The 11,281-nt window shown below is 72.9% G+C and carries 12 protein-coding genes and 1 tRNA gene; 7 read left to right on the plus strand and 6 right to left on the minus strand.

Going from position 1 to position 11,281, the window contains the following annotated elements; genetic code table 11:
- Window positions 1-91: 91 nt before the first annotated feature.
- Complete coding sequence (locus NON00_RS16890) at window positions 92-1,039, minus strand: LysR family transcriptional regulator (protein ID WP_256023362.1); 948 nt, start codon at window positions 1,037-1,039, stop codon at window positions 92-94.
- A gap of 108 nt (window positions 1,040-1,147) precedes the next feature.
- Between NON00_RS16890 and NON00_RS16895 the strand changes: the two genes are divergently transcribed.
- Window positions 1,148-1,726: a GNAT family N-acetyltransferase gene (locus tag NON00_RS16895; protein WP_256023365.1), complete on the plus strand. Its 579-nt coding sequence runs from the start codon at window positions 1,148-1,150 to the stop codon at window positions 1,724-1,726.
- Window positions 1,723-2,490 carry a phosphodiesterase gene (locus NON00_RS16900; protein ID WP_256023368.1) on the plus strand — a complete coding sequence of 256 codons (768 nt, stop codon included), beginning with the start codon at window positions 1,723-1,725 and terminating at the stop codon, window positions 2,488-2,490. The genes NON00_RS16895 and NON00_RS16900 overlap by 4 nt, the downstream gene beginning before the upstream one ends.
- A 166-nt stretch (window positions 2,491-2,656) precedes the next feature.
- On the opposite strand, the gene NON00_RS16905 is transcribed toward NON00_RS16900, so the two are convergent.
- On the minus strand, window positions 2,657-3,556 hold the full coding sequence (locus tag NON00_RS16905) for an MBL fold metallo-hydrolase (RefSeq protein WP_256023371.1): 900 nt from the start codon (window positions 3,554-3,556) through the stop codon (window positions 2,657-2,659).
- Window positions 3,557-3,710: 154 nt separating this feature from the next.
- On the opposite strand from NON00_RS16905, the gene NON00_RS16910 reads away from it, so the two are divergent.
- Window positions 3,711-4,631, plus strand: a complete 921-nt coding sequence (locus NON00_RS16910) for a LysR family transcriptional regulator (protein ID WP_256023374.1) — start codon at window positions 3,711-3,713, stop codon at window positions 4,629-4,631.
- Window positions 4,632-4,667: 36 nt separating this feature from the next.
- Here the strand turns inward: NON00_RS16910 and NON00_RS16915 are convergent.
- Together NON00_RS16915 and pip are read right to left on the minus strand one after the other, a co-directional pair.
- Window positions 4,668-4,741 (minus strand) — tRNA-Arg (locus NON00_RS16915).
- Between the two features lie 81 nt (window positions 4,742-4,822).
- Window positions 4,823-5,773, minus strand: a complete 951-nt coding sequence (gene pip, locus NON00_RS16920; RefSeq protein ID WP_256023377.1) for a prolyl aminopeptidase — start codon at window positions 5,771-5,773, stop codon at window positions 4,823-4,825.
- 148 nt (window positions 5,774-5,921) lie between these two features.
- Here pip and NON00_RS16925 point away from each other — a divergent pair, with 148 nt between their 5' ends.
- Together NON00_RS16925 and NON00_RS16930 are read left to right on the plus strand one after the other, a co-directional pair.
- Window positions 5,922-6,758, plus strand: a complete 837-nt coding sequence (locus NON00_RS16925; RefSeq protein ID WP_256023380.1) for a hypothetical protein — start codon at window positions 5,922-5,924, stop codon at window positions 6,756-6,758.
- A 162-nt stretch (window positions 6,759-6,920) separates the two neighbouring features.
- Window positions 6,921-7,844 carry a metal ABC transporter solute-binding protein, Zn/Mn family gene (locus tag NON00_RS16930; protein ID WP_256023383.1) on the plus strand — a complete coding sequence of 308 codons (924 nt, stop codon included), beginning with the start codon at window positions 6,921-6,923 and terminating at the stop codon, window positions 7,842-7,844.
- A 125-nt stretch (window positions 7,845-7,969) separates the two neighbouring features.
- Here the strand turns inward: NON00_RS16930 and NON00_RS16935 are convergent, their stop codons facing one another.
- The gene (locus tag NON00_RS16935) at window positions 7,970-8,317 is read right to left on the minus strand and encodes a DMT family protein (protein ID WP_256023386.1); all 348 of its coding nucleotides are present in this window, start codon (window positions 8,315-8,317) and stop codon (window positions 7,970-7,972) included.
- Window positions 8,318-8,495: 178 nt separating this feature from the next.
- On the opposite strand from NON00_RS16935, the gene accD reads away from it, so the two are divergent.
- Window positions 8,496-9,485 carry an acetyl-CoA carboxylase, carboxyltransferase subunit beta gene (gene accD, locus NON00_RS16940; protein WP_256023389.1) on the plus strand — a complete coding sequence of 330 codons (990 nt, stop codon included), beginning with the start codon at window positions 8,496-8,498 and terminating at the stop codon, window positions 9,483-9,485.
- The gene (locus NON00_RS16945; RefSeq protein ID WP_256023390.1) at window positions 9,482-10,765 is read left to right on the plus strand and encodes a folylpolyglutamate synthase/dihydrofolate synthase family protein; all 1,284 of its coding nucleotides are present in this window, start codon (window positions 9,482-9,484) and stop codon (window positions 10,763-10,765) included. The genes accD and NON00_RS16945 overlap by 4 nt, the downstream gene beginning before the upstream one ends.
- A 139-nt stretch (window positions 10,766-10,904) precedes the next feature.
- On the opposite strand, the gene NON00_RS16950 is transcribed toward NON00_RS16945, so the two are convergent.
- Window positions 10,905-11,281 (minus strand): SPOR domain-containing protein (locus tag NON00_RS16950; protein WP_256023391.1); only part of this gene is annotated, 377 nt, incomplete at its 5' end.

Raw genomic sequence — 11,281 nt, forward strand, 5'->3', positions numbered from 1 at the left:
GCCCTTCGGGTGCGCATCGCGTGGGAGCGCCCCGCCTCCCCGGCATTCATAGAAAAAACAAAGATTCGCGCAAGCAACAACACGCCAGCCATCAGGCTCCCGGGGTCTCATTCCTCCCCTGACAAAGGTTTTTTTGGTTCTTTTTTTCAAAAAAAGAACTCTTCTCCTCCAGCGCCGCGAGCAGCAGCCGCAGCCCGCGGTCCAGCACTTTTTCCCGCCGCAGCACGAGGCCGAGTTCCCGGCGGGCGGCGGGGCGCAGTGGCCGGATGACCGCCCCCGGCACCGGCTGGCGCAGCGCCATGCCCGGCAGCACCGAGGCGCCGAGCCCCGACCCCACCAGGGTCTTGATGGCCTCGACGCTGCCCAGCTCCATGGCCGGGCGGGCGGCGATGCCGGCGCGGCGGAACCAGGCATCGGTCGCCGAGCGGGTATTCCCCCCGGCCTCGTAGAGGATCAGCGGCCAGGCGCTGAGCTGCTCCGCCGTCACCGCTGCCTCGCCGGCGGGTGCGCCAGCTTCGGGCAGCAGGGCCAGCAGCGGGTCGCTGAAGAGGCGCGTCACGCTCAGCGCCCGGCTGGCCGGGATGGGCAGGGTGGCCAGCACGGCGTCCAGCTCCCCTGCTTCCAGCCGGGGCAGTACCTCGGCGGTGTTGCCGATGGCGACGGTGAGGGCGAGGCCCGGCATGGCCTGCTTCAGCGCCGCCAGCACCGGGGGCAGCAGGTGGATGCAGGCGGTGGCGCCGGTGCCGAGGCGCAGGCGCCCGGCCTCCCCCTTGCCATGCCCGGCGACGGCGGCGGCGGCATCGGTGGCGGCGGCCAGGGCGCGGCGGGCGGGGTCCAGCAGGGCGGTGCCGGCGGCACTCGGGATCATGCGCCCTGCCGCGCGGTCCAGCAGGCGGGCGCCCAGGCCGCGCTCCAGCTCGCGCAATTGCTGGCTGACGGCGGGCTGGGTCAGGTGCAGGGCGCGGGCGGCGTGGGAGATGCTGCCGCTCTCCACCACGGCGAGGAAGGCGCGGAGCTGGCGCAGGGTCGGGGCGTTCATAAGCCCATTTTATTCTTATGCGGCGCATCCAAAAGATTTTCTTTCGATTTCCCCCAGGCCGCCGCAATTTTTCCCTGCATTTTCAATATCTCCAAAGGATCCCCGCCTATGACGGCCGCTCCTCCCCCCGCCCTCCCCCCCTCCTCCGGCGGCGCCACGCTGCGCCGGCTGGCGGGGGCGGATTCCCTGGCGGAACTGACGCGGCTGCTGCACCGCGCCTATGCCCCGCTGGCGGCGATGGGGCTGCGCTTCATGGCCACGCACCAGTCCGAGGCGGTGACGCGCGAGCGCGCCGAAACGGGCGAGTGCTGGGTGGCGGTGGATGCGGCGGGGGCGCTGGTGGGCACGCTGCTGTTCAAGGACGCGGCGCGCACCGGCGGCACCCCCTGGCTGGACCGGCCGGAGGTGGCGGGGTTCGGGCAATTCGCCGTGGCGCCGGAGTGGCAGGGCACCGGGCTCGGCGCGCGGCTGATGGAGATCGCCGAGCGGCGCGCGCGGGAGACGGGCGCCCGCGAGATCGCCCTGGATACCGCCGAGCCGGCGGCGCATCTCATCGCCCTCTACCACCGGCGCGGCTACCGGCTGGTGGGGCATGCCCAGTGGGCGCACACCAATTACCGCAGCGTCATCATGAGCAAGGCGCTGCCCCCCGGCGCGGCGGGGGATGCGGAGGGGGTGGCGGCGTGAAGTTCCTCCACCTCTCGGACCTGCACCTGGTCACCCCCGGCGCGGCGCTGCACGGGATGGACCCGCGCGCCGGGCTGCGCCGCGTGGTGGCGCATATCCGCGCCCACCATGCCGATGCCGCCCTGGCCGTCATCACCGGGGACCTCACCCATGCCGGGGAGCCGGAGGGCTATGCGGCGGCGCGCGAGATTCTCGCCGGGCTGCCGATGCCATGCCACATCACCCTCGGCAATCATGACAGCCGCCCGGCCTTCCGCGCCGCCTTCCCGGAGGTGGCGGTGGATGCGGCGGGCTTCGTGCAGCAGGCCTTCGCGATGCCGGAGGGGCTGGGCCTGCTGCTGGATACGCATGAGCCGGGGCGGGCGGAGGGGCGGCTCTGCCCGGCGCGCCTGTCCTGGCTGGAGGCGGCGCTGCGTGGCGGCAGCGGGCCGGTCTTCCTCTTCCTGCACCACCCGCCCTTCCGGGTGGGCCTCGGGCGGATGGACGATATCCGCCTGCGGGAGGGCGCCGGGGAGCTGGAAAACATCCTGTGGCGGCACCGGGCGCGGCTGCGCCACCTGTTCATCGGCCATCTGCACCGCGCGGTGGCGGGCTCCTGGCGGGGCCTGCCCTTCACCGGGGTGCGCGGGACGAACCACCAGATCGCGCTCGACTTCGTCACGCAGGGGGTGGCGCCGGTCAGCTTCGAGGCGCCGGGCTATGGCGTCGTGCTGGCCTCGGAGGCGGGGGTGGTGGTGCATTTCGAGGAGCCCACCGCCGGGTGAGGCCCCTTTCCTTCAGCGCAGGGGCCGGCGGCCACCAAAGCCCTGGAGCCTTTGAAAACCCTGCCTGAAGGCGGGTGCCGGGGACCCTGTCCCCTGCCCACGGGAAAGAAAGGGGGGCGTTTGAGGGGGCGAAGCCCCCCCAAGGCCGGCGCGGCTGAAGCGCCGCTCAGCCCCACTTCATCTCGCCGGTGGCGACCTTCGCGCCGATGTCGAGCGCCACGCCCATGCCGAGGCCGGGGAAGCGCGCCTCCATGGCCGCCTTCAGCGCCGCGCCATTGGCGGCGCGGGCCAGTTCCTCCTCGAAGGCGAGGAGATAGGCGCGGGTATGGGCGACGGCCGAGAGGTCCACCGCCGCGCCGGGCGCCATGTGGCCGGGGACGACGATGGCCGGGCGCGCCGCCGCGATGCGGTCGAGCGTGGCGATCCAGGCCGCGCGCTCTTCCTTCGTCGGGGTATCGGCCGTCCAGACATGCACCCCGGCGAAGACCAGCACGCCGCCGAAGACGGCGTTCAGCGCCGGCACGCGGAGATAGCGGCGGTTGGCCAGCCCCTCGGCCGCGACGATCTCCACCGCCTCGCCATCGACGCGGAGGGCGGGGCCGTCGAAGACCTCGGGCATGACGATGTCGGCCAGGCTCTGGGGGCCGTTCTCCTTGAGCTGCGGGCCCCAGGTGGCGAGCTTCTTCGCCACATTGCCCTCGATCGCCGCGCGCGTCGCCGGCGCGGCGAGGACGCGCGCCGCCGGGAAGGCCTCGCGGACGGGCTTCAGGCTGAAATAGTAATCCGGGTCGGACTGGCTGACATAGATGGTGGTCAGCGTCTTGCCGGTGGCCTGGATGGCGGCGGCCAGCGCCCGGCCATCCGGGTAGGTGAAGCCGCCATCGATGAGCAGCGCCTCCTTCGCGCCGGAGAGCAGGACGGGGGCGCGGAAGAAGCCATTCGGCCCGGCCGGGAAATGCCGCCATTCCAGCGTGCCGCCCGCCGCGCGGGCCGTGCCCGCGGGCAGCAGGGTGGCGGTGGCGCCGGCCGCGAGCGCCGTGGTGAGGGCCTGTCGCCTGGAGAGCATGGGAATGTCCTTTCCATCGCGCCCGCCGGATATGGCGGGGGGGGGCGGGGGGGGTGGGGTGCCCCGAAAAATAGCCCGCCGCGATTGCTGGATAAGCCATGCCGAAACGGACAGATTGTCCATGGAAGCAGGACAATCCGCCGGGATGGCCGCCATGGAACCGATCAACCTCAACCGCCTCGCCTATTTCGCCGCGGTGGTCGATGCCGGCTCCTTCACCCGCGCCGCGGAGCGGCTGGGGGTGGCCAAGACCGTGGTCAGCCAGCAGGTGGCGCGGCTGGAGGCGGAGTTGCAGGCCAGCCTGCTGATGCGCACCACCCGCCGGGTGGAGCCGACGGCGGCGGGGCGGCTGCTGCATGCGCGCAGCGTGCTGATCCTGCGCGAGGCGGAGGATGCCCTCGGCGAGATCGCCCGCGCCAATGCCGAGCCGATGGGCGTGCTGCGCGTGGCCGCGCCGAATGACTATGGCGCCTCGGTGGTGGCGCCGCTGGCCGCCGCCTTCTCGCGGCGCCACCCGGCCTGCCAGGTGGAGCTCGTGCTCTCCGATGCGCGGATCGACCTCGTGGCGCACCAGATCGACCTGTCGATCCGCGTCGGCTGGCTTGGCGATTCCAGCCTGCAGGCGCGGCGGATCCGCGGCTTCCGGCAATTCCTGGTGGCGGCGCCGGCGGTGGCGGCCGCCTTCCCGGCGGCGGTGCCGGGCGATCTCGCCACCGCCCCCTTCATCGCCAATGGCGCGCTGCGGGAGCCGCTCGCCTGGACCTTCACGCGCGCCGGGGCTGAAGGCGGGGCGGGGGTGGAGCGGCAGGAGGTGCGGATGCGCCGGGCGCTGACGATCAACAACACCCCGGCGGTGCTGGCGGCGGCGCTGGCGGGCGGGGGGCTGGCGGTGCTGCCGGATTTCCTGGCGGCGGAACCGCTGGCGGCGGGGCGGCTGGTGGCGCTGCTGCCGGCGTGGTCGCTGCCGGAGGGCGGCATCCACGCGGTCTATCCCACGGCGCGCTTCCGCCCGCCGAAGGTGACGGCCTTCGTCGCCCTGCTGATGGCCGGGGCCCGCCGCGCCACGCCCGCCTGAGGCGGCCGGGCAAGGCGGGGGATGATCTGGGAAAAATGTCCCCGGCGGGATTCGAACCCACGGCCCCCAGATTAGGAATCTGGTGCTCTATCCTGCTGAGCTACGGAGACAGGCGGCGGCAGGATAACCGAGATCGGCGCGGAACGGAACCGGGGGAACCGGCTTTCCCCCGCCGCTTTCAGCCGCCGCTTTCAGCCGCGGCGGCGGAAGCGCTCCACCGCCGCCACCAGCGCCACGCGCACGCCGGGCTCCAGCGCGGAATGCCCGGCATCCGGGATCACCGTCAGCCGCGCCTTGGGCCAGGCGGCGGCGAGGTCGAAGGCGCTCTCCGCCGGGCACACCATGTCATAGCGCCCCTGCACGATCTCCGCCGGCAGATGCGCGATGCGCCCCATATGCCCGAGCAGCCCCTCCGGCGGCAGGAAGAGGTCATGCGCGAAGTAATGCGCCTCGATCCGCGCGAGGCCGAGCGCCGTGCGGTCCTGCGCGAAGCTCGCCACCGTGTCGGGGCTGGGCATCAGCGTGCTGCACAGCCCCTCATACTGGCTCCAGGCGCGGGCGGCGGGGAAATGCACCTGCGGGTCCGGGTCCGTCAGCCGCTTCAGATAGGCGGCGAGCAGGTCCTGGCGCTCCGCCGGCGGCACATGCTCGGCGAACTGCGCCCAGGCATCGGGGAAGACGCGGCGCATGCCATAGAGGAACCACTCCACCTCCGGCGCCCGGCCGAGGAAGACGCCGCGCAGCACGCAGCCCTGCACCCGTTCCGCATGCGCCTGGGCATAGGCCAGCGCCAGCGTCGAGCCCCAGGAGCCGCCGAAGAGCAGCCAGGTCTCGATGCCGAGGAAGCGCCGCAGCGTCTCGATATCGGCCACCAGGTTGGGGGTGGTGTTGCCCGCCAGCTCCCCCAGCGGGCGGGAACGGCCGGAGCCGCGCTGGTCGAAGATGATGATGCGCCAGTGCTGCGGGTCGAAGAAGCGGCGATGCACCGCCCCCGCCCCCGCCCCCGGCCCGCCATGCAGGAACAGCACCGGCTGGCCGCGCGGATTGCCCACCTGCTCCCAGTACATGACATGCCCGCCGGACAGCGGCAGCAGGCCGGTCTCGTAGGGCGCGATATCAGGAAAGAGGTCGCCGCGGGGCATGGGCGTGATCTTTGGCGCGACCGGACCGCCCGCGCAACACCATGCAACGATCCTGGCTGGCTTTCCGCACCGTGTATCGCACGCGGATCGCACGTGTATCGTCCTGGTGCCCCTTCGCGCGGGCGCTCTTCATGCCTAGGTTTGCGGGATGGCGACGTCTTCACCACCCGCCGGCTCTCCCTCCGCCGGCTCCCCCTCCGCGCGCTCCGGCGGCGGCGGCGCGCCCGGCGGCCTGCGCTGCGCCGTCTGCGGCACGGAGAGCCGGCAACCGGCCTTCCGCCCCGGCCCGCCCGAGCAGGCCCCGGATCTCGACCTGCGCCCGGGCGAGCCGCTGCGCGGCACCATGGCGCGCTGGCTGCAGCAATGCCCGCACTGCGCCTATGCCGCGCCGGATATCGGCCGCGCCCACCCCGCCGCCGCCGAGGCCGTGGCCGCCGCCCCCTTCCGCGCCCTGATCGCCGAGACCAGCCACCCGCCGCTGGCCCGCCGCTTCCTGGCCTGGGCGCATGTGCTGGAGGAAACCGGCGCCCTGCACGCCGCCGCCGAGGCCACCCTGCACGCCGCCTGGGTGGCCGACGACATGAACCGCCCGGACCTCGCCAGCCTGTGGCGGCTGGAGGCCGTGGCGCTCTGGCGCGGCGGCCCGGCGCTGGACGCGGAACAGACCGTGCGCGTCATCGACGCGCTGCGCCGCGCCGAGGCCTGGGAGGACGCCGCCACCACCGCCAATGCCCTGGCCGCCCGCCAGCCGGAGGAGGCGGTGGCCCAGGTCGTCGCCCTGGAACAGCGGCTGATCGTCCGGCGCGACGCCGCCCGCCACACCCTGGCCAGCGCCCTGCCCCCGCCCTCCCGCCGGCCGCATGTGGCGCACCAGAAGGCCCCGCCCGGCGGGCGGGGAGCGGGCCGGGGTCCGGGCCAGAGCCAGGGTCCGGGCCAGGGTCCGGGCCTCTGGCAGCGCATCAGCCGGCTGTTCCGCAAGGGGTAGCGCCACCGCCGCGCCAGGCCGCGCGGCCCGGCGCGCCGCAGCACATCCCTGCCCGGCGCCGGCCTGCCCTTCGCCGGCGGCGGGGGTCGCGGCGCCGGCCGCCCTTGCACCGCGGCGCACAATGGCGCATTGGAATGGTATAACGTATCTGGAGATCCGGTCATGCAGCGTCGCGCCCTGCTCGGCCTCGCCCTCGCCGCCCCCTTCCTCGGCCACGCCGCGTCGGCCCAGGAGAACGGCCCGCCGCTCCCCGTCGTCGCCTCCTTCTCCATCCTGGGCGACATGGTGCGCCAGATCGGCGGGGAGGCCGTGCGCGTCCATGTCATCGCCGGCCCGGATGTGGACGCCCACACCTTCCAGCCCCGCCCCTCCGACGCCCAGGCGGTGCGCGAGGCGAAGCTGCTGGTGCGCAACGGCCTCGGCTTCGATGCCTGGATGGACCGCCTCGCCCGCTCCGCCGGCTACAAGGGCGCCACCGCCACCGCCAGCCAGGGCGTCACCCCCCGCCGCATGGAGGAGGCCGACAGCCAGGGGCACGGCCACAGCCACGGCACCACCACCGACCCCCATGCCTGGCAGGATCTGCGCAACGGCCAGATCTATGCCCGCAACATCGGCGAGGCCCTCGCCAGCGCCGACCCGGCCCGGGCCGAGCGCTTCCGCGCCGCCGCCGCCACCTACGCCGCCCGCCTCGCCATCCTCGATGCCTGGGTGCGCGAGCAGATCGCCACCGTGCCGGAAGCCCGCCGCCGCGTCGTCACCAGCCACGACGCCTTCGGCTATTTCGGCGCCGCCTACGGCGTCCGCTTCCTGGCGCCGCAGGGCGTCAGCACGGAGAGCGAACCCTCCGCCGCCCAGGTCGCCCGCCTCATCCGCACCCTGAAGCAGGAAAAGATCACCGCCCTCTTCCTGGAGAACATGGCCAACCCCGCCACCCTCAACCGCCTCGCCCACGAGGCCGGGGTGAAGGTGCAGGGCAGGCTCTATGCCGATGCCCTCTCCGCCGAAGGGGGGCCGGCGGCGACCTATGAGACCATGTTCCGCAACAATATCGGGCTGCTCGTGCCGGCCATGGCGGGCAACTGAGAGGGGCTTTGCCCCTCTCAGACTCTCCCCACCAAAGGCCTGAGGCCTTTGGAAACCCATTCCTGGGCAGCCATTGAAGGCGGGTACGGGGGGGGGGGCCAAAGCCCCCTCAGGCCGCGGGCAGGCTATTTCACCGGCAGGAAGATAAAAACCACGGCGGCCACCAGGCAGGCCATGGCGGCCAGATAGGTCCAGCGCAGCGGCTCCCCCAGCACCAGCACCGAGAAGCCGGCGAAGACCATCAGCGTGATCACCTCCTGCATCACCTTCAGCTGCTGGCCCGTATAGGGGCCGTAGCCGATGCGGTTGGCCGGCACCGCCAGGCAGTACTCGAAGAAGGCGATGCCCCAGCTCACCAGCACCGCCAGCCAGAGCGGCCAGGAGGGCTGCTTCAGATGGCCATACCAGGCCCAGGTCATCAGGATGTTGGAGCCGACGAGCAGGATCGGCGGCCACAGCAGGGTGAGGTTCATCAGGGCATCCATCTCCGGGTTGCGCCCCGCATCATGCGGTGGCGGCGGCGGGGGAGAAACGCCCAAGGCCGCGCCGCGTCACCACATGGCCGCCCCCGCCCCTTTGCTCTTGCCTCGGCCGGGCGCCGGCCCTACCACCCGCCCGCTCAGGCTCGTCAGGAATTAGGAGAGGGTCCGCATGAACTGGATCAGCGAATGGGCGCTGCCGAAGATCCAGACATGGCTCGGCCGCCGCGAGGTGCCGGACAATCTCTGGCACAAATGCCCCGCCTGCGAGCAGATGATCTTCCACCGCGACCTTGAGCGCGCGCTGCATGTCTGCACCCATTGCGGGCACCACATGCGCGTCTCCGCCCAGAAGCGGCTGGACTACACGCTCGACCCCGGCTTCCAGCGCATCGAGCTGCCGAAGTCGCCGGCCGACCCGCTGCGCTTCCGCGACCAGCGCAAATACGCCGACCGCCTGAAGGAAGCCCAGGCCAAGATCGGCATGGATGACGCCGTGGCCGTCGCCCATGGCACCATCGAGGGCCGCCGCGCCGTCGTCGCCGCCTTCGAGTTCTCCTTCATGGGCGGCTCGATGAGCCCGGGCGTGGGCGAGGCCATCGTCACCGCCGCGCGCCTCGCCGTGCTGCAGGACGCGCCGCTGATCGTCTTCACCGCCTCCGGCGGCGCCCGCATGCAGGAGGGCGCGCTCAGCCTGATGCAGATGCCGCGCACCGTCATCGCCACGCAGATGGTGAAGGAGGCCAGGCTGCCCTTCATCGTCGTGCTCTGCGACCCGACGACGGGTGGCGTCACCGCCTCCTTCGCCATGCTGGGCGATCTCCAGATCGCCGAGCCGGGCGCCATGATCGGCTTCGCCGGCGCCCGCGTCATCGAGCAGACGGTGCGCGAGAAGCTGCCGGAGGGCTTCCAGCGCGCCGAATACCTGCTGGAACACGGCATCCTGGACATGGTGGTGAAGCGCGGCGCCCTGCGCGAGACGCTGGCCCATGTGATCAGCCTGCTGCGCGAGCCGCTGCTGCCCGGCGAGGCCAGCCCGGCCGAGCCGGCCCCCGCCGCGCCGCCGGCCGCGCCCGCGGTGCCCGCTGCCCAGGCCGCCGTGCCCGCCGCCCTGCCCGCCGCCCTGCCCGCCACCCCTGGCAAGCCGGCCGCCAGCGCGTGAGCCGCGCGGAAGCGATCGTCGAGCGGCTGCACGGCCTCCACCCCAAGCTGATCGACCTCAGCCTGGGGCGGTTGCAGCGCCTGCTCGCGGCGCTCGGCCACCCCGAGCGCCGGCTGCCGCCGGTGGTCCATGTCGCCGGCACCAATGGCAAGGGCTCCACCTGCGCCTTCCTGCGCGCCATCGCCGAGGCGGCGGGGCAGCGGGTGCATGTCTATACCTCCCCCCACCTCGTGCGCTTCGAGGAGCGCTTCCGCCTCGCCGGGCGGCTGGTGGAGGAGGCTGAACTCGCCGCCGCCTTCGAGGAGATCGAGGCGGCCAACCAGGGCCAGCCCATCACCGTCTTCGAGGTGATCACCGCCGGCGCCCTGCTGCTGTTCAGCCGCGTCCCGGCGGACCTGCTGGTGCTGGAGGTCGGCCTCGGCGGGCGCTTCGACGCCACCAATGTGGTGGACCGCCCGGCCGCCTGCGCCATCACCAGCATTTCCATGGACCACATGGATTTCCTGGGCGACACGCTGGCCGCCATCGCCGGCGAGAAGGCGGGCATCCTGAAGCCCGGCTGCCCGGCCGTCACCGGCCTCCAGGCGCCGGAGGCCCAGGCCGTGCTGGAGGCGGAGGCCGCGCGCCTCGGCGCCCCGCTGGCCAGCCGCGGCACGGGCTGGAGCATCGCGGAAACCCCCTCCGGCCTGCGCTACAGCGACGCCGCCGGGGTGCTGGACCTGCCGCACCCCGCCCTGCCGGGCCCGCACCAGGCGGACAATGCCGGCATCGCCATCGCCGCGCTGCGCGCCTGGGGGCCGTCCTGGCTGACCCCGGCCGCCATCGCCGCCGGCCTGACCACCGCCACTTGGCCCGCCCGCCTCCAGCGCCTGCACGGCAGCCTGGCCGCGCTGCTGCCGGAAGGCTGGGAACTCTGGCTGGATGGCGGGCACAATGCCGGCGGCGGGCAGGCCCTGGCCGCGCATCTCCCGGCCTGGGCCGACCGCCCGCGCCACCTCGTCGTCGGCATGAAGCAGGGCAAGGCCTCGGCCGATTTCCTGGCGCCGCTGCTGCCGCTGGCGGAAAGCCTCTGGGCGGTGTCGGAGCCGGGCCAGCACCTCGCCGTACCGGTGGAGGCCATCATCGCGGCCAGCGGCGGCAAGGCCCACCCCGGCCCGCATGTGGCCGAGGCGCTGCGCGCCATCGCCACCGCCGGCGGCCCGCCCGCCCGCGTGCTGATCTGCGGCAGCCTCTATCTGGCGGGCGAAGTCCTCAAGGCCGATGGAACTTTGCCTATCTAAAAGAATCTTCTTTTTCTGAAGAAAAAGAAGCAAAAAGACTTTTTCAGTTTGGCGTCCCACTTCAGGCCTGAGGCGGGACGCCAAACTGGAAAAAGTTTTTTGGTTCTTTTTTTCAAAAAAGAACTTCTTGCCCTTTACCTTACCCCTGCGCCCCCGGCGAGACGATGATGCAGGCGCCCTGGCTGCGCAGCTTGTCGCAGGCCGATTGCGCGCTCTCGCGCGAGAGGCCGATGACGCGGGCGCGGTAGAGCGTGCCGCTCCCCTGGCTGACCGGCTCGACGGCGGGCTTGGCGCTGTTGAGGCCTAGGCGGCCGCGCGCCTCATTGGCGGCGCTGCGGGCCAGGGTGGCATTGGCGAAGGCCCCGACCTGCACGCCCCAGCTACCGCCGCTGCTGGCAGCGGCGGGGGCGGCGACCACCGGCACGGGGGCCGGCGGCGGCGCGGCCCCCGGGCCGGGCAGGCGCAGCGTCTGCGGCGCCAGCGTGGCGGCATGCGCGCTGCCGATCAGGCTGAAGC

The organism is Roseomonas sp. GC11, assembly GCF_024437745.1.
Lineage (GTDB): Bacteria > Pseudomonadota > Alphaproteobacteria > Acetobacterales > Acetobacteraceae > Pseudoroseomonas.